The 22,715-nt window shown below is 72.4% G+C and carries 15 protein-coding genes and 2 pseudogenes; 14 read left to right on the top strand and 3 right to left on the bottom strand.

The annotated features are described in order from the left end of the window. Nucleotides 1–13: 13 nt before the first annotated feature. Nucleotides 14–1,195, bottom strand: coding sequence for a DUF349 domain-containing protein (locus CRYAR_RS31455; RefSeq protein WP_035868398.1), 1,182 nt, complete (start codon nt 1,193–1,195; stop codon nt 14–16). 355 nt (nt 1,196–1,550) lie between these two features. Between CRYAR_RS31455 and CRYAR_RS31450 the strand changes: the two genes are divergently transcribed. The 6 genes and pseudogenes from CRYAR_RS31450 to CRYAR_RS47660 all read left to right on the top strand — a co-directional run bounded on the left by CRYAR_RS31450 (nt 1,551) and on the right by CRYAR_RS47660 (nt 8,024). Next, the gene (locus tag CRYAR_RS31450) at nt 1,551–2,204 is read left to right on the top strand and encodes a hypothetical protein (RefSeq protein WP_035856893.1); all 654 of its coding nucleotides are present in this window, start codon (nt 1,551–1,553) and stop codon (nt 2,202–2,204) included. Between the two features lie 117 nt (nt 2,205–2,321). Beyond that, on the top strand, nt 2,322–3,161 hold the full coding sequence (locus CRYAR_RS44685) for a class III extradiol ring-cleavage dioxygenase family protein (RefSeq protein ID WP_035856892.1): 840 nt from the start codon (nt 2,322–2,324) through the stop codon (nt 3,159–3,161). A gap of 347 nt (nt 3,162–3,508) precedes the next feature. Then, the gene (gene miaA, locus CRYAR_RS31440) at nt 3,509–4,450 is read left to right on the top strand and encodes a tRNA (adenosine(37)-N6)-dimethylallyltransferase MiaA (protein WP_051572281.1); all 942 of its coding nucleotides are present in this window, start codon (nt 3,509–3,511) and stop codon (nt 4,448–4,450) included. Nucleotides 4,451–4,499: 49 nt separating this feature from the next. Then, nucleotides 4,500–5,354 (top strand): annotated as a pseudogene (dapF, locus tag CRYAR_RS50975) (diaminopimelate epimerase); the annotation flags it as partial. A gap of 1,388 nt (nt 5,355–6,742) precedes the next feature. Further along, complete coding sequence (locus CRYAR_RS31430; RefSeq protein WP_035856891.1) at nt 6,743–7,576, top strand: inositol monophosphatase family protein; 834 nt, start codon at nt 6,743–6,745, stop codon at nt 7,574–7,576. Between the two features lie 40 nt (nt 7,577–7,616). Next, nucleotides 7,617–8,024: a hypothetical protein gene (locus CRYAR_RS47660; RefSeq protein ID WP_051571188.1), complete on the top strand. Its 408-nt coding sequence runs from the start codon at nt 7,617–7,619 to the stop codon at nt 8,022–8,024. Nucleotides 8,025–8,272: 248 nt separating this feature from the next. Here the strand turns inward: CRYAR_RS47660 and CRYAR_RS31420 are convergent. Beyond that, nucleotides 8,273–9,687 (bottom strand): annotated as a pseudogene (locus CRYAR_RS31420) (NAD-dependent malic enzyme); the annotation flags it as partial. A gap of 338 nt (nt 9,688–10,025) precedes the next feature. Here CRYAR_RS31420 and hflX point away from each other — a divergent pair. Both hflX and CRYAR_RS31410 read left to right on the top strand, forming a co-directional pair. Then, nucleotides 10,026–11,501 carry a GTPase HflX gene (gene hflX / locus CRYAR_RS31415; protein WP_084701188.1) on the top strand — a complete coding sequence of 492 codons (1,476 nt, stop codon included), beginning with the start codon at nt 10,026–10,028 and terminating at the stop codon, nt 11,499–11,501. A 238-nt stretch (nt 11,502–11,739) separates the two neighbouring features. Next, nucleotides 11,740–13,917, top strand: coding sequence for a hypothetical protein (locus CRYAR_RS31410; RefSeq protein ID WP_035856888.1), 2,178 nt, complete (start codon nt 11,740–11,742; stop codon nt 13,915–13,917). A gap of 70 nt (nt 13,918–13,987) precedes the next feature. On the opposite strand, the gene lexA is transcribed toward CRYAR_RS31410, so the two are convergent. Next, nucleotides 13,988–14,785 (bottom strand): transcriptional repressor LexA, encoded by a 798-nt coding sequence (lexA, locus tag CRYAR_RS31405; protein ID WP_035856887.1) that lies wholly within the window; start codon nt 14,783–14,785, stop codon nt 13,988–13,990. Between the two features lie 378 nt (nt 14,786–15,163). Here lexA and CRYAR_RS43905 point away from each other — a divergent pair, with 378 nt between their 5' ends. The 6 genes from CRYAR_RS43905 (at nt 15,164) to CRYAR_RS31375 (ending at nt 22,688) form a co-directional block, all read left to right on the top strand. Beyond that, nucleotides 15,164–15,811 carry a LysM peptidoglycan-binding domain-containing protein gene (locus tag CRYAR_RS43905; RefSeq protein WP_157018210.1) on the top strand — a complete coding sequence of 216 codons (648 nt, stop codon included), beginning with the start codon at nt 15,164–15,166 and terminating at the stop codon, nt 15,809–15,811. Between the two features lie 33 nt (nt 15,812–15,844). Further along, nucleotides 15,845–17,173, top strand: coding sequence for a B12-binding domain-containing radical SAM protein (locus CRYAR_RS31395; RefSeq protein ID WP_035856886.1), 1,329 nt, complete (start codon nt 15,845–15,847; stop codon nt 17,171–17,173). A gap of 195 nt (nt 17,174–17,368) precedes the next feature. Continuing rightward, complete coding sequence (nrdR, locus tag CRYAR_RS31390; protein WP_035856885.1) at nt 17,369–17,893, top strand: transcriptional regulator NrdR; 525 nt, start codon at nt 17,369–17,371, stop codon at nt 17,891–17,893. A gap of 189 nt (nt 17,894–18,082) precedes the next feature. Next, nucleotides 18,083–20,938 carry a vitamin B12-dependent ribonucleotide reductase gene (locus CRYAR_RS31385; RefSeq protein WP_035856884.1) on the top strand — a complete coding sequence of 952 codons (2,856 nt, stop codon included), beginning with the start codon at nt 18,083–18,085 and terminating at the stop codon, nt 20,936–20,938. 70 nt (nt 20,939–21,008) lie between these two features. Next, a complete protein-coding gene (locus CRYAR_RS43900) occupies nt 21,009–21,929 on the top strand; it encodes a DUF4184 family protein (protein WP_084701186.1) in 921 nt (306 codons plus the stop codon). A gap of 42 nt (nt 21,930–21,971) precedes the next feature. Next, on the top strand, nt 21,972–22,688 hold the full coding sequence (locus CRYAR_RS31375) for an HNH endonuclease family protein (RefSeq protein WP_035856883.1): 717 nt from the start codon (nt 21,972–21,974) through the stop codon (nt 22,686–22,688). Nucleotides 22,689–22,715: the final 27 nt, after the last annotated feature.

Below are 22,715 nucleotides of genomic sequence, written 5' to 3'. Positions count from 1 at the left end.
AGGACGGGCAGGACTATCCCGCTTGCTCGGCGAGGTCGAGGAACTGGCGCTTGGACGCCAGCGCCTTCTCGGCCTCAGCGATCCGGCGCTGGTCGCCCTGGGTCCTGGCCCGCTCGAGCTGACGTTCGGCCTTCGCCACCTGCTCACGCATCTGGGCCAGCAGCGGGTTGCTCTCGACGCTGCCGCGGCGCCACTCGGCGTCGGCGGCCACCCGCACCCGCTCCTCGACCGCACGCAGACGCCGGTCGAGCTGCGCGACGGCCTCGCGGGGCACCCGGCCGATGTCGTCCCAGCGCGCCTGGACGTCACGCATCGCGGTCTGGGCGCCGCGCAGGTCGGTCGCCGGGTCGATCCGCTCGGCCTCGGCGAGCAGCTCTTCCTTCTTCGTCTGGTTGGTCTTCAGCTCCGCGTCGCGCTCGGAGAACGTGGCCGAGCGGTGCGCGAAGAACGTGTCCTGGGCGGCCCGGAACCGCTTCCAGAGCTGCTCCTCGGCCTCGCGCGGGGCGCGGCCCGCGGCCTTCCAGTCGTTCATCAGCTGCTTGAGCCGGTTGGCGGTGGACTGCCAGTCGGTCGACTCGGCCAGCGACTCGGCCTCGACGACCAGCTGCTCCTTGACGCCCTGGACCTGCTTGCGCTGCTGGTCGAGGCCCGCGAAGTGGGAGCCGCGGCGACGGCTGAACCCGTCGCGGGCCGCCGCGTACCGGCGCCACAGCTCGGTGTCGGTCTTGCGGTCGACGCCGCGGATCGTCTTCCACTCGGTGAGGATGTCGCGCAGCCGGTCGCCGGCGACCTTCCACTGGGTGGAGTTGTTCGCGATGTCCTCGGCCTCGGCGACCAGCGCCTGCTTGCGTTCGGTGGCCTCCTCGCGGGCCTTGGCCTTCGCGACCTTCTGCTCGTCGGCCTTCGCGGCCGACTGCTCGATCAGCGCGTCCAAGCGGGTGGCCAGCGCGTCGAGGTTGCCGATGACGTGCGCGTCGGCCAGCGACTCACGCAGCCGGGCGGCCGAGGACTTGGTGTGGGCCGCGTCGCTCATGCCGCCCTGGAGGCGGGCCTCGAGCAACTCGACCTCGGTGACCAGGTCGTCGTAGCGGCGCTGGAAGTGGTGCAGACCCTCGTCGGCGGTGCCGGCCTGCCAGGAGCCGATCGCCCGCTCGCCGTCGGCGGTGCGGACGTAGACGTTCCCGTCGGCGTCGATCCGCCCGTACTCGCTGGACGCCGTCCCTCCCGATCCGCTCGCCGCAGCGGGGGTGGCGGCGGCTGCGGCGGGGCTCTCCGTGGAGGGGGTGGCTGTGGCGGGCGTGGTGGTCGCGGGCGTCGCTGCGGCGGGGATCGCGGTGGCCGGGGTGGCCGTCGCGGGGGTGGGGTTCGCCGTCGCGGTGGCCGGGTTGGCGGTGGCCGGGGTCGCGGTGGCCGGGGTCGCGTCGGCCGGAGTGGTGGCGGCCGGAGTGGTGGCGGCGGGAGCCTGCGCGGCGAGCGACGCCGGGCTGGGGACGGCCGGAGTCGGGGTCGCGGTCGGCGGAGCCGGGGTCGGCGTGGCCGGCGGAGCCGGGGTGGGCACGGCCGCCGGGGTGGGTGCCGCGCTTGATTCGGACGCGGACTCGGACGCGGTGTTCGACTCGGCCGCGGGCGACGCGCTCGAGCCGGATGCGGGCTCGGTCGCTGGGGTCGCGCTCGACTCGGCCGGAGGGGCCGGGGTGGTCGCGGGCGACTCGGCCGGGGTGGTCGACTCAGCCGGGGTGGGCGCCGAGGGCGCCGAGGGTGCGGTGGCGGCCGGGGTGATGGCTGCGGCGATCACGGCCGGGGTCACGGCGGGCGGGGCCGGGGTGTGTTCGGGCTGGTCCGACGTGCTCGGCGTGTCGGAGCTTCCCGCGGACGCCGTGGCGTCCGCCGATTCCTCGACCGGTGCCTCGGCCGACGGCGTGTCGGCGGGCGAGACCGGGGCCGACCGCACGTCACCGGACTCCGTGGTTGACGACTCCGCAGGAGTTCCCGCGGGCGTGGCCGCGGTGCTGTCGCTGCCGGAAGTGTCCATGACCATCCTCGTTCCCGTTCCGGTGGCGGGTATATTCACCACCGCATCTGCTGCGCCACCCTGCGTGAGCCGGATGCGGCCGTCCGTGGGCCGCAGGCCGGTTCTCGGGCTGCCTGACGAGCATTGTCACAGGTTCAGGCGAACTACTTCGCATCGATGCGGCGATCGGTGACGCAACTGCTGCTAGATCATCGATCAACCGCGTCACGAACAGCACATTTCGCGTGGCTGTCGGATACCTGGCTGACACGGCGCCGGTGCCCACCCTAGTGCCGGTTACCCTTCCGGGGTGCTGCTCGCCGCCACTGTCTGTCCCCATCCGCCGCTGCTGGTTCCGGCGCTGACCGGTGCGACCGGTCCCGCGGAGCTCCGCGAGGCGTGCGTGGCCGCGGTCCGCGATCTGCTCGCCGCGGGGGAGCCGTCCGGCGACGCGCTGGACGTCGTAGTCGTCGGTACCGGCCCAACCCCCGGCAGCGCCGCACCGGACGCGATCGGCTCGCTGTCGGGCTACGGAGCAGACGTGACCGTAGCCCTGACCCGCGTGGTCCCCACCCCGGAGCCCACCGACACCAATCCCACCCCCACGGGACTTTCCGGCGCGGGGCCTACCGGCTCGGGTCTTTCTGGCACGGGTCTTTCTGGCGCGGGGCCTACCGGCGTGGGGCCCATCGGCGCGGCGACGCTTCCGCTCTCGGTGACCGTCGGGGTCTGGCTGCTCCGGCAGGCCGGTTGGAGCGGGCCGGTGCGCGCCCGGGTCGTCACCGAGAACGCCACTCCGACCGAGTGCGCCGATCTGGGCGCACGGCTGGCCGGGTACCCCGCGCCGACCGTGCTGCTGGTGATGGGCGACGGCTCGGCGAGCCGGGACGAGAAGGCACCCGGTTCGCTCGACCCCCGCGCCGTCCCGTTCGACACCGCGGTCGCCGACGCGCTGGCGTCCGTGGACACGGCCGCACTGGCCGCGCTCGACCCCGCCCTGGCCCGCGAGCTGTTCGCCGCCGGCCGGGCACCGTGGCAGATCCTCGCCGGTGCGGTCGAGGCCGACGCGCGCCCCTGGAAGGGCGAACTACGCTCCGCCGAGGCCCCCTACGGCGTCGGCTACCTGGTAGCCACCTGGTCCCCAGCGTGACGCCCACGGCCGCCCCGAACCCCCAGGCGGCCAAGATCTCTCCTGCGGCTCCGATCTCTCCTGCGGCTCCGGCCTCTCCGAACGCTGTGACCTCTCCGGTGACGCCGGATCGTGTGGCCGGCTCGGGACGGCCGACTACGGCCGGTGGTGCGACTACGGCCGGTGGTGCGACTACGGCCGGTGGTGCGACTACGGCCGGTGGTGCGACTACGGCCGGTGGTGCGACTACGGCCGGTGGCTCGACTACCGCCGTTGAGGCGAAGGCGGCCGATGGCGCGGAGACAGCGGGTGGGGCGAAGACTGCCGGTGGCGCGGTGACATCCGGTGGGGTGGAGACGGGGCCGCCCGTGATAGCGGTCGTCGGGCCTACGGCCACTGGGAAGTCGGGGCTGGGGGTGGCGCTCGCGAAGGCGCTCGGCGGCGAAGTGGTCAACGCCGACTCGATGCAGCTCTACCGGGGCATGGACATCGGCACCGCGAAGCTGACGCCCGCCGAGCAGGACGGCGTCCGCCATCACCTGCTCGACGTCTGGTCGGTGACCGAGACGGCGTCGGTCGCGGAGTACCAGCGGCTGGCCCGGGCCGCGGTGGACTCGCTGCGCGCGGCCGGAACGGTCCCGGTGCTGGTCGGCGGCTCCGGCCTCTACGTCGACGCGGTGCTCGACCGGATGGAGTTCCCGGGCACCGACCCCGAGGTGCGCGCCGCGCTCGAGGCCGAGCTCGCCGACGTCGGCCCGGCACCCCTGTACGCCCGGCTGACCGCGGCGGACCCGGCCGCCGCGGCCGCGATCCTGCCCAGCAACGGGCGGCGGATCGTCCGCGCGCTCGAAGTGATCACGCTGACCGGCTCGTTCACCGCCGCACTGCCCGCGCAGCCGGAGCCGTACTACGACGCGGTCCGGATCGGCCTCGACCGCCCGGTCGACCAGCTCGACGCCCGGGTCGAGGAACGCGTCCGGGTGATGTGGGACGCCGGTCTGATCGACGAGGTACGCACCCTGGAACAGCACGGCCTGCGTGACGGCCGGACCGCGTCCCGCGCTTTGGGATACGCCCAGGTGCTGCGCATGTTCGACGGCGAGTTCGACGAGCTCGGCGCGATCACCGCCACCCAGGCCGCGACGAGGCGGTTCGTGCGCAGGCAGCGGTCGTGGTTCCGGCGCGACGACCGGGTCCGCTGGCTCGATCCGACCGACGGGACGCACGCGCTGGAAGAGGCGCGAAAACTGATACCTCATGAGTCACACCGGCTCACCCCGGAATCACGCGACAGCCCTCGTAGGATCTGATGCTGTGAGCGATTCCGCGCCGACCCCCGGCACCCCTGTGAGCGGCCCCGTGCCGTTCGCCAAGGGCCACGGCACCGAGAACGACTTCGTCATCGTGCCCGACCCGGACGGCGTCCTGGAGATCCCGCCTCAGCTCGTGCGGGCTCTGTGCGACCGCCGCGCCGGCATCGGCGCCGACGGGCTGCTGCGGGTCGTGCGCACCACCCGTATCCCGGAGGGCCTCGGGCTCGACGGCGAGTGGTTCATGGACTACCGCAACGGTGACGGGTCGATCGCCGAGATGTGCGGCAACGGCATCCGGGTGTTCGCGCGGTACCTGGTCGAGGCCGGGCTGGCCAAGCCAGGCACGATGCGCATCTCCACCCGGGCCGGGACGAAGCTCGTCGTCGTGCCCGACGGGCAGAGCGACATCACCGTCGACATGGGGCCGGCGGTGATCGGCACCGAGGCCGTGGTGCAGGTGGGTGGCCGTTCGTTCGCCGGTATCTCGGTGTCGATGGGCAACCCGCACCTGGTGTGCGGCACGGTGCTGCCGGTCGAGGACCTCGACCTGACCTCGCCGCCGGACTTCGATCCCGCGGCGTTTCCGACCGGGGTCAACGTCGAGATCGTGAACGTTCTCGCCGGGGACGCGCGGACGACGCCCGGCGTGCCGTCGCCGGAGGGGTACGACCTGCGGGTCCGGATGCGCGTGTACGAGCGCGGCTCGGGGGAGACGCGTTCGTGCGGCACCGGTGCCTGCGCGGTCGGCGCGGTCGCGCTGCGGTCGGCCGGGAAGACCACCGGCCGGGTCGCGGTCGACGTGCCCGGCGGGCGGGTGGCGATCACGGTCACCACCGCGACGACGCTGCTCGAAGGGCCCGCCGTGCTGGTGGCGGGCGGCCAGCTGTCCCCGGAGTGGCTCGCCGCCGCGGCGGCGCGGCCGGTGATCGCGCAGGCGCCTTCGGAGCCCGAGGGACCGCGTGCGCTGCTGGGTGAGGTCGTCGAGCCCACCCCGCCGGCCACCCACACCCCGTCCCACGCCGCCCCGTCCCACCGCGCCGCGTCCGACACGGTCCCGTCCCACCCGGTCCCGTCCCATCCCGGACCGTCGCAGCCTGAGCCGTCGCAGCCCGAGCCGTCGCGCCCCGTGGCATCGCGCGCGGCCACGGCCGAAGACGGCCCGTCCCACCCCGCGCCGTCCCAGGCCGCCGCGTCCCAGCCGGGCCCGTCCCAGCCCGGCCCGTCCCAGCCCGGCCCGTCCCAGCCCGTGTCGACGCACGCCGGGCCGTCCGATGCCGGCCCGTCCTACGCCGGGTCGTCCCACGCCGGGTCGTCCCACGCCGGGTCGTCCCACGCCGGACCGTCCCACGCCGGACCGTCCCACGCCGGGGCGCCCCACGCGGCCTCGGCCGACGGTGCGCCGTCCCGGCCCGCGCCGAACGAGGGCGCTCCTGAGTTTCCGAGGGTCGACCCGATCGTCGAGTGGGTGGCCGAGGGGCCGGTGCAGGGGTGGGACACGCCGCCCCGGCCGCAGGCCGCCGAGCGACCGGCCGAGCCCGACCCCGCGCAGGCCTGGGATCCCAGCCGCGGGCGGCCGCAGTACGCACCGGCCCGGAGTTCGAAGGGCCCGGCCCGCTCGGTGGCACCGGCCGGTCCGGTTCCCTCGGTGGAGCCGGTGTCACCGGCCGCACCGGTGCGGCCCACGAGCGCGGCGCCTCCGATGCGCCCGGTCGGCTCGCGCCGCCGCGGCGAGACGACCGGCTCCTGGGGCACCACCTCGCCGTCGTCCGACACCGGCTCCTGGCGCACGATCACGCCCCCCGCCGACCGGAACACCTTCGCGCCGCTCGCCGACCGGAACGCTCCCGCGTCCCCCGCGGACCGGAACACTGCCGCGGACCGGAACGCTTCCGCGTCGCCCGCGGACCGGAACGCTCCCGCGGACCGGAACGCTTCCGCGTCCCCCGCGGACCGGAACGCTCCCGCGGACCGGAACCCCGCCGCGTCGTCCCGGTCCGAATCGACCGGTTCGTGGCCGACGGTCGCGCCGGGCAACGAACACACGGGCTCGTGGAACACCGTGGACCCGGGCGTCGTGACCGGGGAACCGGTGGTGACCCCGGGTCTGGGAGCGTTGTTCAAAGCCGTGACCGCCCCGGTCGTCGAAGCGATCGCCGAGGAGTCGGCCGACGAACAGCCCCCGGCCGGGTCGCCCGCCTTCTCCCGCCCGACCGGGTCGGGCCGACCCCCGCACACCCCACCCCCACCGTCCGGAACCCCGGGCGAACCCGCAACCCTAGGGCCCCGCGCGTGAGCCTCGACGCATCACAACTGCGAGAACTGGCCGGTACCGCGGCCCAGATCCTGGACGACTCGGTCCCGTTCTTCGTCGACGAGATCGGCGCCAAGGAAGAGGTCGTCAAGGGCGTCGGCGACTGGGCCACCGCCGCCGACCTCGCCCTGGAACGGACGATCACCGCCGCGCTCGCCGAGCGCACCGGCCTGCCGATGCACGGCGAGGAGTTCGGCGGCCACGACCTGCACACCGGCGTCACCTGGGTCCTCGACCCGATCGACGGCACCGCGAACTACAGCGCCCGGATCCCGCTCACCGGGATCGCGCTGGCGCTGCTGGAGGAGGGCCGTCCGGTCATCGGCCAGATCCGGCTCCCGCTGTTCGGCGAGTCGTACCAGGCGATCGACGGCGGACCGCTGGAGCGCAACGGGGAGGCGCTGCCCGAACTGGCCCCCGCCCGCCTGGAAGACGTCACGATCGCGCTGGGCAACGTCGCGCCGAAAGGCACCCACGGCGGGCCGACGCCGCGCTACCCGTTCCGCTTCCGGATGGCGCTGGCCAACGCGGTCGCCCACCAGGCGATGCGGGTCCGGATGTTCGGGTCGTCGGCGGTCGAACTGGCGTGGGCGTCGGCCGGTGCGGTCGGCGCGTCGCTGAACTTCGGCAACCACGCCTGGGACAACGCGGCCGGTGCGCTGATGGTGCGTCAGGCCGGCGGTGTGCTCCGCGACCTCGAGGGTGACGAGTGGAGTCTCCGGAGCCGCTCGATCCTGGTGGGGCGGCGGGGAGTCGTCGACGAGCTCAGCGAGCTGATCGCCGCGCTGGGAGATCCCGCCTCGTACGCGTGAATCCCTTGCCCGGGTTGCGGGGGAGGTTCACCGTGGGGGTATGGAGATCTGGACGATCGAGGTTCTCGACGGCCAGTTCTCGGCGGACGTGTGGTCCGAGTCGCACCGCGAGCACCTGGTGGAGGCGGCGGTAACCCACGGAGCCAAGGACTGGCGCTGGGTTCGACGCGACTGGGGGCTGGTCCTCGAGGTCGAGTTCGACGACGTGGACGACTGGGTGCGGTTCCGGGCCACCCCTGCGGTGACGGCCGCGCTGGACGCGGTGCCCGATCCGGTGAACGGTCTGTTCATCTACCTGGGGCCGGGGGGAAGCAGCGGGAAACGCGCCCGCCGCCGCCCCAAACCCCGCCCCGCCGCCGGCGCCGCGGAGATCCCCACCCCGACGCCGCCTCCGATCCGCGCCACACCCACCCCACACCTGCGCCCACCCGCGAACACCGTCGCCTGACGCACCCGGTCCCGCGTCAGTGCTCCGCCCCCGGCGTCAGCGCGCCACCGCCCCCGCGTCAGTGCTCCGGTCCCGCGTCAGTGCTCCGCCCCCGGCGTCAGCGCGCCACCGCCACCGCCCCCGCGTCAGCGCGCCACCGCCCGCATCAGCGCACCGCCGGCGCGCGCCCGTGCGCGCGGCGGTGCGGACGTCCCGGCCGGCGGACGCGAGGCGCACGTCGCGCGCCACTGATGAGGGAGCGGGCGTACCGGCGGTGGTTCGCCGGGCGGCGTGGGAATCAGGCCGTGGTACGGCGGGCGGCTTCGCTGACCGCCGCGGCCACCGCGGGTGCGACGGCCGGGTCGAAGACCGAGGGCACGATGACGCTCGGGTTGACCTTGTCGGCGCCGACGGCGTTCGCGATGGCCTCGGCGGCGGCCAGCGCCATCGGCAGCGTGAACTCGCGGGCCTGGGCGTCGAGCAGACCCCGGAAGATGCCGGGGAACGCGAGCACGTTGTTGATCTGGTTGGGCTCGTCGGAACGACCGGTGGCGACGACCGCGGCGTGCTCCCGGGCCTCGCGCGGGTCGACCTCCGGGTCGGGGTTCGCGAGCGCGAACACGATCGACTTGTCGGCCATCGTCGCGATGTCGTCGCCGGTGAGCAGGTTCGGCGCGGAGACGCCGATGAACACGTCCGCGCCGCGGACCGCCCCGGCGAGCGAACCGGAGTAGCCGTCCTTGTTCGTGTGTTCGGCGAGCCACTGCATGCTGGGGTTCAGACCCTGCGAACCGGCGTGCAGCGCGCCGTCCCGGTCGCACGCGATGATGTCGCCGACGCCCTCGGCCAGCAGCAGTTTCATGATCGCGGTGCCGGCCGCACCGGCGCCGGACACGACCACCCGGACGTTCTTCATCTCCTTGCCGACGACGCGCAGCGCGTTGGTGAGCGCGGCGAGCACGACGATCGCGGTGCCGTGCTGGTCGTCGTGGAAGACCGGGATGTCGAGCTCGTCCTTGAGCCGCGCCTCGATCTCGAAGCAGCGCGGCGCGGCGATGTCCTCCAGGTTGATGCCGCCGTAGACCGGCGCGAGCGCCTTGACGATCGACACGATCTGGTCGGTGTCCTGCGTGTCCAGGCAGATCGGCCAGGCGTCGACGCCGGCGAAGCGCTTGAACAGCGCGGCCTTGCCCTCCATCACCGGCAGGGCCGCGGCCGGGCCGATGTTGCCCAGGCCGAGCACCGCGGAGCCGTCGGTGACGACCGCGACCGTGTTGCGCTTGATCGTCAGCCGGCGGGCGTCCTCGGGGTTCTCCGCGATCGCCAGGCAGACCCGGGCCACGCCCGGTGTGTACGCGCGGGACAGCTCGTCGCGGGTACGCAGGTTCACCTTCGGGGTGACCTCGATCTTCCCGCCGAGGTGCAGCAGGAACGTCCGGTCGGACACCTTGCGCACGTCGACGTCCTCGAGCGCGCGCAGCGCCGAGACGACGCTGTCGGCGTGCGGCCCGTCCGAGGTGTCGCAGGTGAGGTCGACGACGACGCGGTCGGCGTCCGAGTCGACGACGTCCAGCGCCCGGACGACACCGCCCGCGGTGCCGACCGCGGTGGTGAGCCGCCCGACACCCGTGGGGTCAGCGGGAGCGGCGATCCGGATGGTGATCGAGAAACCGGCACTGGGCATCGGGGTGGACACGGGTTTCCTCCGTCTGGCCGGCCCGTGCGGGGGCCGGGGTCGTCTGGTGCGGCACGCGTTGGCGTCGGAATCCTTCCAGAACCCGCTGCGGCGGTGCGCTGAGGTATGGGCGGCCGGATTACGGGAATCCGACCGGGGAAGGAATCCCGGGAGCTTGGACGTCGTTACCAACCGTAGACCCGGGTGGACACCTCGGTGAACCATCCGAAACTTGAGTTCGTAGGGCGTATTCCGGATGCCCGGGAGGCCACGACCGTGTCACGATGCGTTGCATCCGTCCCCCACGAGAGGACCCCGCACTGACTACTGATGGAGTTGATCTGCCGATGAGCCCGACCCCTGCTAGCGCCGGACGTCGAGCCGGCTCACTCGGCGACAGCGCCATCCGGCTCCGCCCCGAGTTGTCCCCGGAGCTGCCGGACGACGGTGACCAGTTCGATCTCGAAGAGCGCAACGCACTGCGCCGTGTCGCCGGGCTCTCCACCGAGCTCGCGGACGTCACCGAAGTCGAGTACCGGCAGCTGCGCCTGGAGCGCGTCGTGCTCGTCGGTGTCTGGACCGAGGGCAGCGCCGAGGACGCCGACAACTCGCTCGCCGAACTCGCGGCGCTGGCCGAGACGGCCGGTTCCGAGGTGCTGGAAGGCCTGATGCAGCGGCGCGACCGGCCCGACCCGGCCACGTACATCGGATCCGGTAAGGCGGCCGAGCTGCGCGAGGTCGTGCTCGCGAGCGGCGCCGACACCGTCATCTGCGACGGTGAGCTCTCGCCGGCGCAGCTGACCGCGCTGGAGAAGGTCGTCAAGGTCAAGGTGATCGACCGGACGGCCCTGATCCTCGACATCTTCGCGCAGCACGCGCACACCCGGGAGGGCCGTGCGCAGGTCTCGCTGGCCCAGATGGAGTACATGCTTCCCCGCCTGCGCGGCTGGGGTGAGTCGATGTCCCGTCAGGCCGGTGGCGCCGGCGGTGGTGCCGGGGGCGGCGTGGGAACGCGTGGCCCCGGTGAGACGAAGATCGAGACCGACCGGCGGCGTATCCGCGAGCGGATGTCCAAGCTCCGGCGCGAGATCAAGGGCATGAAGCAGGCGCGTGACACCAAGCGGGCGCAGCGCCGGCGGCACGAGGTGCCGAGCGTGGCGATCGCCGGGTACACCAACGCCGGCAAGTCGAGCCTGCTCAACCGGCTCACCGGTGCCGGTGTCCTGGTGGAGAACGCGCTCTTCGCCACCCTCGATCCGACGACCAGGCGCACCGAGACCGCGGACGGGCGCGAGTACACGCTGTCGGACACCGTCGGGTTCGTCCGGCACCTGCCCCACCAGCTCGTCGAGGCGTTCCGCTCGACGCTGGAGGAGGTCGCCGACGCCGACCTGCTGGTCCACGTCGTCGACGGTTCGCACCCCGACCCGATCGCCCAGGTGAACGCCGTCCGGGCGGTGCTGGCGGACGTGGACGCGGCGAAGGTGCCCGAGCTGATCGTCGTCAACAAGTCCGACGCCGCGTCACCGGAGGCCCTGCTGCAACTGCGTCAGGCGCTGCCGGGTGCGATCGTGGTCTCGGCGCACACCGGGCAGGGCCTGGACGAGCTGCGGGCCACGATCGAGGAGCGGTTGCCCCGGCCGGCGCTGGAGCTGCACGTCCGGCTGCCGTACGACCAGGGCGGCCTGGTGTCCCGGGTGCACGCGGAGGGCGAGGTGCTCTCCAGCAAGCACACCGAGGACGGCACCGAGCTCCACGTCCGGGTGCACCCCGGGCTGGCGGCGGCGCTTCAGCCGTATGCGGGCACCGCACAGCACGCCTGACGGGTTCCGGTTGAGTAACAACGATAATTGCGTTTTGTCGCTTACGGTGAGTGACTGAACGCCACAGGCGGCGGGTCGATCCACTGGTCGGCCCGCCGTTACGTCCTCCGTTGGGTTGGTCGTTCCCACTGAAGAGATGACCCCGTGAGGCGGCTCTCGCGGCGTCCTTCGTAACGACACTGATCGGCCCCCGCACGTCTGCAAGACTGGGGGCGTGACACGGTGTGGACGGATTCTGGTGGCGCTACTGCTCGGGGTGGGCTTCGGCCTGCTTCCGGGTGGTTCCGTCGCATGGGCCGCGCCGGAGAACGTCTGCACGGTGAACGACCAGAAGTTGTCGACGATCAGCGGGTTGGTGGCGGTCGACGACGGCTATGCGGTCGTCGCTGAGGGTGACGACTCGGTGGCGCAGGCCCAGATCTACGTGCTCGACTCGAAGTGCGCGGTGAAAGAGACGCTCACCTCGACCAACAAGCCGCGCGCCCCGGAAGACCTCACGCGGACCTCCGACGGCTCGTACTGGGTCGCTGACATCGGTGACAGCGATTCCGCGCCGGAGCGCGACACGATCGCCGTGCACCTGTTCCCCGCGTCGGGCGACCCGACGATCCAGCGGATGCGCTATCCGGATGGAGCGAAGAACGCCGAGGCGTTGCTCGTCCAGAACAACAACGTGCCGGTCATCGTCACCAAGACGACGACCGGCCAGGCCAAGGTCTACAAGGCCAGCCAAGGCATCAGCGGGCCGTCGAAGTCCGCCGACCAGGCCGTGCCGCTGACGCTCGTCGGCACGCTGACGCTGGGCGGCACCGAGCAGGTCACCGGGGGCGCGATGTCGCCCGACGGCAAGAAGGTCGCGCTGCGCACGTACAACTCGATCTACGAGTGGAACGTGGCCGGCGGCGACATCGCCAAGACGCTGATCTCCGCGAAGTCACGCAAGGTGGCGCTCACCGGCCAGCAGGGCGAGCAGACGGGCGAGGCGGTCGCGTACTCCGGTGACGGCAAGTCGTTCCTGACGATCTCGAAGTCCGCCGGGGCGTCGATCCAGCGCTTCGCGGTCGGCGACACCGGCTCCGACACCGCCGCGGCCGACCCGAAGGGCGCCGACTCCGACGCCGGTGGCGGTTTCCTCTCCAGCATCAGCTTCTCCCAGATCACCACGCTCGTCGCCGTGGTCGGGGTGATCGGCCTGGCGCTGCTGGCCGTCGGCATCGTCGGCATCGTGCGGTTCCGGAAAGCCGCGGCGCTGGGCCCGGTCAGCGGGCCGCCGCGGTCCGGTCCCCGGGTGGGCATGGGGCCGCGGGTCGGCGGCCCGGATCCGGATGCTCCGGAGTCCTCGTCGGAGACGATGAACCTGCCTCGCGTCACGGGCGCGGTGTACGGCGGGCGGCCCGAGCCGGCGCGCGGCGGGGCGGCGGTTCCGCCGTCTCCGCGCGGTTCGGCGCGGCCGGGCGGCGCGGCTCCGGCCAACGCGGGGTTCCGGTCGGAAGGCCCGGTGTCCGGGGCGGCGTCGGTGTCGGGAGCGGCCTCGGTGTCCGGGGCGGCGTCGGTGTCCGGTGCGGCCTCGGTCTCGGGGGCGGCGTCGGTGTCGGGAGCGGCCTCGGTCTCGGGACCGGCCGGGCGGGGCACGGTGTACGGCGGTGGGCCGGGCGCGGCCCGCCCGGGTGGCTACGACTCCGAATCGTCCGGCGGTGGCCGGCGGTACGACTCCGAATCGTCCGGTGGCGCCCGGCGTTACGACGCGGAATCCACCGGTGGGCGGCGGGGCTACGACGCCGAGTCCACCGGCGGCGGCCGTCGCTACGACGCGGAGTCGACCGGTGGCGGACGCCGGTTCGACGGTGAGTCGACCGGTGGTGGACGCCGGTTCGACGGTGAGTCGACCGGGAACGGCCGGGTGCGGCGCCCGCCCCAGCGGCCGGAGCCCGGCGACCCGACGACGACCGGCGGAGGGCGGGTGCGCCGTGAGGCCCTGCCCCGTGATCCGGAGACGACCGGCAGCGGCCGGATGAGCGGATCGGCGCGGCCGGGTGGCGGTACCCGCGGTTCGGCCCGGCCGGGTTCGGGGTCGGCGCCGCCGCCCCCGCCGGTCGACCGGTCCGCACCGACCCGGGCTCGCCGCGCCTCACCGCCGCCTCCGCCGGGGACGACGTACGGCGGCGGTGCCGACCCCGACGGTCGCGGCCGGGACCGGTCGGAGACCACCGGTGGTCGCGGCGGCCGTGGCGACGGGGAGTGGGAGACGACCGGCAGCGGGCGCGCCCGCCCACCGGGTGACCGCATGCGTCCGCCGCCGCCTCCGGGCGGGAGTGACCGCGGCCGTGGCCGCCGCGAGGACGACGGGCGTCCGCCGCCTCCGCCGGGTGCCGGACGCCGCCCGCCGCCGCCCCCGGATCGCGGTGGCGACTACTGAACGTTCTGACCGACGACGGCCCGGCCCCCGCTCGCTGCGGGGACCGGGCCGTCGTTCGTAGGACGGGCGCTCAGAGGCGGCGGAGCACCGTCACGACCCGGCCGAGGATCGTGGCTTCGCCCCCGGGGATCGGCTCGTACGCGGCGTTGTGCGGCACCAGCCACACCTCGCCGTCGCGGCGGCGCAGACGCTTCACGGTGGCTTCGCCGTCGAGCATCGCGGCGACGATGTCACCGCTGTCGGCGTCGGGCTGCTGCCGGACGACCACCCAGTCACCGTCGCAGATCGCGGCCTCGACCATCGAGTCGCCGACGACCTTCAGCAGGAACAGGTTCCCGTCGCCGACGATCTCGCGCGGCAGCGGGAAGATGTCCTCGACGGCCTGCTCGGCGAGGATCGGGCCACCGGCGGCGATGCGGCCGAGCACCGGCACGTTGACCGGGGCCGGATGCCCGTCGACCTCGGCGGCGACGTTCGACGAACCGACACCGCCACCGATTCCGACGACGGTGTCCCGGCCGTTCGCGGACGCGCCGGGCGTGCGGATGTCGACCGCGCGGGGCCGGTTGGGGTCGCGCCGGAGCAGACCCTTCTCCTGCAGCGCCTGCAACTGGTACGCGACGCTTGACGGCGAGGTGAGGCCGACCGCTTCGCCGATCTCGCGGACGCTCGGCGGGTAGCCCCGCTTCTCCACCGAGTCGCGGATCACCTCGAGGATGCGGCGCTGGCGCGGGCTCAGCGGCGTTCCGGCGGTGGTGGTGCTGCGGCGCCCGCGGCGGCGGGGGGCGGCCGGAGCGGCGTCGTCGGCGGCTACGGGGTCGGAGACGGCCTCGACCTGGCCGGCGCCGGCGGTCGGCGCGGCGGTCACGCCACCGTCTCCATCCGTCGAGCTGCGGCCTTGTCGCGTCACGGTTACCTCCTCGTCTGACGGCACCGCCGCCGTCACCTCATCTGTTGACCGTAACCACTGTGGACGCGGATTTCAAACACACGTACGACATCGGCGCGTCGTGGGACGGGTCGGAAAAGGTGCGGGGCTGCTCGTCGGCTGATGATTTCGGTTCGGCCGCGCGACCGAGGAGGTGTCGTGCAACCGGTGCCGAACATACGGTCGAACTAATGGTGTGGCAAGCCTGGTATCGGGTTCGGGAACGTGGTAAAGATCGTACACGCGTTCGTTCGAACGCCCGTACGTGTACGGCTTCCCCGGGGGGTGCGTGTGGTCACGCTCAAACTGGTGCCGGCGGTGTCTGCTTCCGCGGTCGAACCCGATCCGTTCGAGCAGGCGGTCCGGGCCGGCGCCGGTCGCTCGGCGGCCGCCGAGCGGGCGCTCGCGGCGAGTCGCGCGGCGCACCCGGCGGGCAAGGCGCTCGCCCGGCGCGCGGCCGGTCTGCGCGTGGTCCCGCCGTCCGGCGAGGCCCGGGTGCCCCAGCAGCGCGGGCCGCGGCCCGCGTCCGGGCCGGAGTGCCGTCCGGTCCCGTCGCGTCGGCGGGTGAGCGGGCCGTCGGCGGAGCCGCGAAGAGACGCCCGGCCTCCGGCCGGGAGCGGGAGCCGGTCCCGGCGGCGTGGCCCCGTCGCCGGCCCGGCGGCCGGCGCGGGCACGGTCCCGCTCCGGCTGACCCGGCGCGGCCGGGCCCTGATCCGCAGCGCGGTACTGCTCGGTGTCGTGCTCGCCGCCGTCTCGCTCACCGTCGCCACGCGGGCCGACGACGTCACCCCGGTGTCCTCGCGCAGCATGGTGGTCACCGAGCACGACACGCTCTGGACGATCGCCGAGGAGGTCGCGCCCGATCGGCCCCGCAGCGAGACGATGGACGAGATCCGCGAGCTCAACGACATGCCCGACGCCACTGTGCGCGTCGGCCAGCGGATCCTGATCCCGGCGCATCGGTAGGGTGGCGTTCCGACCTCGGATCGGAGCGTGCACATGCGGGTGGCCCTGGTTTACGTCGGGCAGCCGGAGAGCGAACTCCGCCCGGTGATGAGCCCGCCGATCGGCCCGCAGCTGCTCGGTTCGCTCCTGCTCGAACACGGAGCCGACGTCGAACTGTTCGACTCCCGCTTGCAGCCGGCCGACCGCTTACTGGCCGCCCTCGACGACTTCGATCCCCGGCTCGTGGGGTTCAGCTATCTCTCCCCGAACGCCGACGAGGCGGTCGCGCTGGCCCGGGCGGTGCGCGGTCCCGGCCGGGTCGTGGTCGCCGGCGGGGTGCACGCCAGCATCCACACCGAGGCCACCGTCGCCACCGGCGCGTTCGACTGCGTGGTCCGGCGCGAGGGCGAGTCCGCGATCCTCGACCTCTACGACCGGGTCGTCGCCGGTGAGGCGCTCCCGTCGATCGTCGACGGCGCGCCCTGGCCGGACGTCGACGCGCTCCCGCCCTACGCCGACTTCGACTGTTACCGGGGCGTCTACGCCGAGTCCGACGCGTACCGGCCGGTCTACCTGCAGCTCGGCCGCGGCTGCCCGATGCAGTGCACGTTCTGCGAGCTCCCCAACCGGTCGGTGTTCGAGCCGCCCCGGCGTCGCTTCCGCACGGTCGACACGGTGATGGCCGAGCTGCACGAGTACGTCCGGCGCTGGGGGGTGGACTTCGTGACGATCGCCGACCCGATCGCCACGCTGAACCTTCCGTTGCTCATGGGGGTCGTCCGCCGCATGGACGCCGAGCTGCCCGACGTCGGGCTGATGTTCAACGGGCACGTCAACCGCTTCAGCCCGGCCCTGGCCGAGTGTCTGGGCGAAGCCCAGGCCGGACGCGACCGCGAGGGGCAGCGGATCACGGTCTGGTTCGGCTTCGAGAGCGGCTCCCAGCGCCTGCTGGAGTTCATGCGCAAGCGCACGACGGTGGCCGACGGCGTGGCGGTGGCCGAGCTCTGCCGCCAGCACGACGTGCAAGTGGGCGCCAACCTGCTGCTCGGGGTGCCGACCGAGACCGACGAGGACTACACGGCCCACCACGCGTTCATGGACACGATCAAGCCGACGTTCCCGAACCCCAACATCCTCAACCCGCTGCCGGGCACCGAGATGTACGACTACTGCGCCGCGCGTGGCCTGTTGCGCGACCCGGACGACTACTCGATCTGGCGCGACACCGACATCGCCGCGCGGGGGGAGGGGCCGGTGCTCGGGATCGACTACGAACGGGTGCTGGCCACCTACCGGCGGTACCGGGACGAGCCGGTCGAGGACCCGCAGCCACGCTACCGGTCGTGGGCCGATACTGACGACACCACAACAGGTTGTGGATAACTCCCGTCCGAGCGACACGCTGTGTCGTGAACGACCCACCGGTTGTAGAAGTTGTCCGTGTTATGGGAAGAACCCGGCGGGTCGGCTTGCGGTCGTGGGACTGCAGGCCTACGGTTGCCACTAGATCTAGTGCTTACGAGCGTGTAACTCACCTATAGATGGTGTGTTCGCCTCGACCGGGGATGGGAGCGCGTCGTGAAGTGCCCGTACTGCCGGCACCCGGATTCGCGGGTGGTCGACTCCCGCGAAGCCGAGGACGGGCAGGTCACTCGGCGGCGACGTTCGTGCACCCGGTGCTCCAAGCGCTTCACCACGGTCGAGGAAGCTGTGCTGGCCGTCGTGAAGCGCAGTGGGGTCAGCGAGCCGTTCAGCCGCGCCAAGGTCGTCGCGGGCGTCCGCAAGGCGTGCCAGGGACGGCCGGTCGACGCGGACGCGTTGGCGGTGCTGGCCCAGAAGGTCGAAGACGCCATCCGGTCGCGGGGCGCGGCCGAAGTTCCGTCACACGAGGTCGGCCTGGCCATCCTCGGCCCGTTGCGTGAGCTCGACGAGGTGGCCTACATCCGGTTCGCCAGCGTCTACCGCTCGTTCTCCTCACTGGAGGACTTCGAGGCGGAGATCGCGACGCTCCGGCAGAGCCACGGCGCCGGGGCTCCCCGGCCGGTCGTGGCGGTCACCGCGTCTCCGCCCGGCGACAGCGAGCTGGTGAACGCCAGTCCGTAGCAGTACCTACACGTACGGCGGTTCGGCTCGGGGCGGATCCGAAACGTCGTGGGCGCAGCCTTGTGGGCGCGCCCGGTAACTCCATGCAGTAAACGCGAGCGCATCGAAGGCGTGCGCTTCGCCATGCCCGCATGCGGGCTTTCCGAAATTCGTACAGGCGAGAATGATCACGAGGGACAGGGGACGCCGATGACCGAGACGGTTGGCTCATCAACGAACGGAGCTGCTCCGGCTCCGCGTACGCGCAAGGGCGCGTCCAAGCCGGTGGGCCTGACTGTCGAGCGGGTGTTCACCACGGCGGGCGTCCACCCGTACGACGAGGTGACCTGGGAGCGTCGCGACGTCGTCATGACGAACTGGCGCGACGGCAAGGTCAACTTCGAGCAGCGCGGTGTCGAGTTCCCCGACTTCTGGTCGCTGAACTCCACCAACATCGTCACCACCCGGTACTTCCGGGGTGCGCTCGGTACGCCGCAGCGGGAGAACAGCCTGCGCCACCTGATCGACCGGGTCGTCCGCGTCTACCGCAAGGCCGGGGTCGACCACGGCTACTTCGCGACGCCGGAGGACGCCGAGATCTTCGAGCACGAGCTGGCCTGGATGCTGCTGCACCAGGTGTTCAGCTTCAACTCGCCGGTGTGGTTCAACGTCGGAACGGCCGCTCCCCAGCAGGTGAGCGCGTGCTTCATCCTGTCGGTCGACGACGAGATGGACTCGATCCTCAACTGGTACCGCGAGGAGGGCCTGATCTTCAAGGGCGGCTCCGGAGCCGGCCTGAACCTCTCCCGCATCCGGTCGTCCAAGGAGCTGCTGGCCAGCGGCGGCACCGCGTCCGGCCCGGTCAGCTTCATGCGTGGCGCCGACGCCAGCGCCGGGACGATCAAGTCCGGTGGCGCCACCCGCCGGGCCGCGAAGATGGTCGTGCTCGACGTCGACCACCCCGACATCGAGGAGTTCATCGACACCAAGGCGCGCGAGGAAGACAAGATCCGCGCCCTGCGTGACGCCGGGTTCGACATGGACCTGGGCGGCAAGGACATCAACTCCGTCCAGTACCAGAACGCCAACAACTCGGTCCGCGTCTCGGACGAGTTCATGAACGCGGTCGAGGACGGCGGGGAGTTCCACCTCCGCGCCCGCCTGGACGGCTCGGTGATCGACACCGTCGACGCCAAGGGCCTGTTCCGCAAGATCGCCAAGGCCGCCTGGGAGTGCGCCGACCCGGGCATCCAGTACGACGACACGATCAACGACTGGCACACCACGCCGGAGTCCGGCCGCATCACCGCGTCGAACCCGTGCTCGGAGTACATGCACCTGGACAACTCGTCCTGCAACCTCGCGTCGCTGAACCTGATGCGGTTCCTGCGCGCCGACGGCACGTTCGACGGACCGACGTTCGTCAAGGCCGTCGAGCTGGTCATCACCGCGATGGACATCTCGATCTGCTTCGCCGACTTCCCGACCGAGCCGATCGCCGACACCACCCGTAAGTTCCGCCAGCTGGGCATCGGCTACGCCAACATCGGCGCGCTGCTGATGGCCACCGCGCACGCCTACGACTCCGACGGCGGCCGTTCGCTGGCCGCGGCGATCACGTCGCTGATGACCGGTACCGCGTACCGTCGCTCGGCCGAGCTGGCCGGCATCGTCGGCGCGTACGAGGGCTACGCCCGCAACGAGGAGGGCCACAAGCGGGTCATGCGCAAGCACGCCGCGGCCAACGACGCGGTGCGTCCGGTCGGTGCGGACTCGGCCCGGATCCTCGAACTGGCGACGGCCGAGTGGCAGGGCGGCCTGAAGATCGGCGAGAAGAACGGCTGGCGCAACGCGCAGGCCTCGGTGCTGGCTCCGACCGGCACGATCGGTCTGATGATGGACTGCGACACCACCGGTATCGAGCCCGACCTGGCCCTGGTCAAGTTCAAGAAGCTCGACGGCGGCGGCTCGATGCAGATCGTCAACCAGACGGTCCCGCAGGCGCTGCGCACGCTCGGCTACCAGGACGAGCAGATCGAGGCGATCGTCGAGCACATCGCCCAGCACGGCCACGTCGTCGACGCTCCCGGCCTGCGCCGCGAGCACTACGAGGTGTTCGACTGCGCGATGGGCGAGCGGTCGATCCGTCCGATGGGCCACGTCCGGATGATGGCCGCGGTGCAGCCGTTCATCTCCGGCGCGATCTCCAAGACCGTCAACCTGCCCGAGACGGCGACGATCGAGGACATCGAGAAGGTCTACGCGGAGGGCTGGCGGCTCGGCCTCAAGGCTCTCGCCGTCTACCGCGACAACTGCAAGGTCGGCCAGCCGCTGTCGGTCGGCGGCAAGAAGGCCGACGCGGCGCGGGCTGCGGCCACGGTGCAGACCGTCGTCGTCGAACAGGCGCCGAAGCGCAAGCGGCTTCCCAAGACCCGCCCCAGCACGACGACGTCGTTCTCGGTGGCCGGTGCCGAGGGGTACCTCACCGCGTCGCGCTACCCGGACGACGGTGTCGGCGAGGTCTTCCTCAAGCTGGGCAAGCAGGGCTCGACCCTGGCCGGGATCATGGACGCGTTCTCGGTCGCGATCTCGGTGGCGCTGCAGTACGGCGTCCCGCTGGAGCAGTACGTCGAGAAGTTCCGCAACATGCGGTTCGAGCCGGCCGGCATGACCGACGACCCGGACATCCGGATCGCCAGCTCGGTGATCGACTACATCTTCCGTCGGCTGGCTCTCGATCACCTGCCCCGCGAGACGCGGGCGGAGATGGGCATCCTGACCAACTCCGAGCGGGCGGCCGAGCTCGACGGGTCGTCGGCCGACGAGGTGGACATCGCCGGTATGGCGGTGTCGGCCCCGGTGTCGGAGCCCGCCCCCACGCCGGTGCCGGCATCGGCGCCCGTGCCGCGTGACGTCACCACCGCGCACTCGTCGACCGAGCTGCTCGAGCTGGTGCAGGGAATGGCCGCCGACGCGCCGCTGTGCCTGACCTGCGGTACGAAGATGCGGCCGGCCGGCTCGTGCTTCGTGTGCGAGGGCTGCGGCAGCACGTCCGGCTGCAGCTGACCTGACCGCAAAAAGCGGCCCCGGGGTGTCCCGGGGCCGCTTTTTTGGTCCCAGTGGCAACACTGGTCCCATGCCTTTGACGTACGTATCCCACCAGGTGCCGGCGCTGGCGGCGAAGCTCGTACAGCCCGGGTGGTTCGACGGCACCGCGCTGGCACTCGGGTCGATGTCGCCGGACTGGCCGTTCGCGCTGGCCGGGACGCGCTGGGAGACCAACGCGCACAACACGCGCGGGGTGATGCTGCTGTGCGTACCGGCGTCGGTCGTCGCGGCCGTCGCCGCGCGTCGCCTCGCGTTCGCGGCCGCGTACCTGCCGGATTTCCCCGGGCTGCCGCTGCGGCAGCTGGCCCTGCTGGAGTCGCGGCGGCCGCCGTTGGGCGCGACGGTGGTGAGCGCGCTCGCCGGGGCGTGGAGTCACGTGGCCTGGGACTCGTTCACTCACGACGGGCGGTGGGGTGCGCGGCGCGTGCCGTGGCTCGCGACGTCACACCACGTGGGTGGGCGGCCGGTGAGCGGCGCGTTTCTCGCGCAGCACACCAGCACGGTGGTGGGTGGTGTCGTCGGGTTGGTGTTGCTGTCGCGGGTGCTGCGTGAACTGCCGGGGTGGGTCGAGGCGAAGCCGCCCGGCTGGTCGCGCCAGCGACCGGTTTCCGGGCCGGTTTCGGGGGTGGCGTTTTCTGGTGGCGCGGGGATCGAGGACGGATCGGGGGCCGGCGCTCGGGGTGGTGTGCGGAGTGCGGCGGAGTTGGCGCGGGTGGCGGTGGAGCCGGGGGAGGCCGCGCCGGCGGGGCGTGGGCGCTTCTGGACCGCGGTGGCCGCGGGCACCGCGGCCGGGGCGGCGTGGGGCACCCGAGGTGGCTGGGACGGCCGCTTCAACCTCGCGGTCCTCGTCATCCGTACCAGTTTCGGAACAGCCGCCGGAGCGGTCGCCGGAGCGCTGCTCGCCCACCGTAAGCTGCGCGGAGCCAACCAGCGTACGACCGTCGGGTGAGGATCTCGCGGCGGCCGGGTATGGCAGCGCTGGAGGTGCTCCTTGAAAAAGCTCGTACTCGCGGTGTCCACCACCGCGGTGCTGCTGCTCGGCGCCGGCTGCGGCGAGATCAGCGTCGTCGACCCCACCGCCACCGGCACGGCCGACACCTCGGTCGTGGCCGAGCCCGGCAGCGTCGCCGACCCGTCAGCGGCGTCGGTCTCGCAAGCGCAGTCCACGTTAGGGAAGCTGCAGGTCAAGCGAATCCCCGGTAAGGACGCGAGCTACGAGCGCGACAAGTTCGGCGACTCCTGGAGCGACGCGGCCAAGGGCGTGAAGTTCGCCGGCAACGGCTGCGACACCCGCAACGACATCCTCCGCCGCGACGCGAAACCCGGCACCGTACGCACGAAGTCCGGCACCACCGGCTGCAAGGTGACCGGCGGCACCTGGGTCTCCCCGTACAACGGCGCCACGTACAAGAGCACGAAGAAGATCCAGATCGACCACATCATTCCGTTGGCCCGCGCCTGGGCGTCCGGCGCGAAGAAGTGGCCGGCCGATCGCCGGCTGGCGTTCGCGAACGACCCCGACAACCTGATCGCGGTCGACGGCTCCTCGAACCAGTCGAAGAGCGACAAGGGACCGTCGGCCTGGCGCCCGGCGCAGCCGTACCAGTGCGTCTACGCGGTGCGGTACGTGCGAGCGGTGTCGAAGTACTCGCTGCCGATCACGTCGACCGACAAGTCGGCGCTGAAGTCGATGTTGGACGGTTGCTGACCGGCCCAGCGATCGTCCTCGCCGAGG

Origin of the sequence: Cryptosporangium arvum DSM 44712 (assembly GCF_000585375.1) — a bacterium.
Classification (GTDB): domain Bacteria; phylum Actinomycetota; class Actinomycetes; order Mycobacteriales; family Cryptosporangiaceae; genus Cryptosporangium; species Cryptosporangium arvum.
This window is presented reverse-complemented; position numbering and strand designations above follow the sequence as displayed.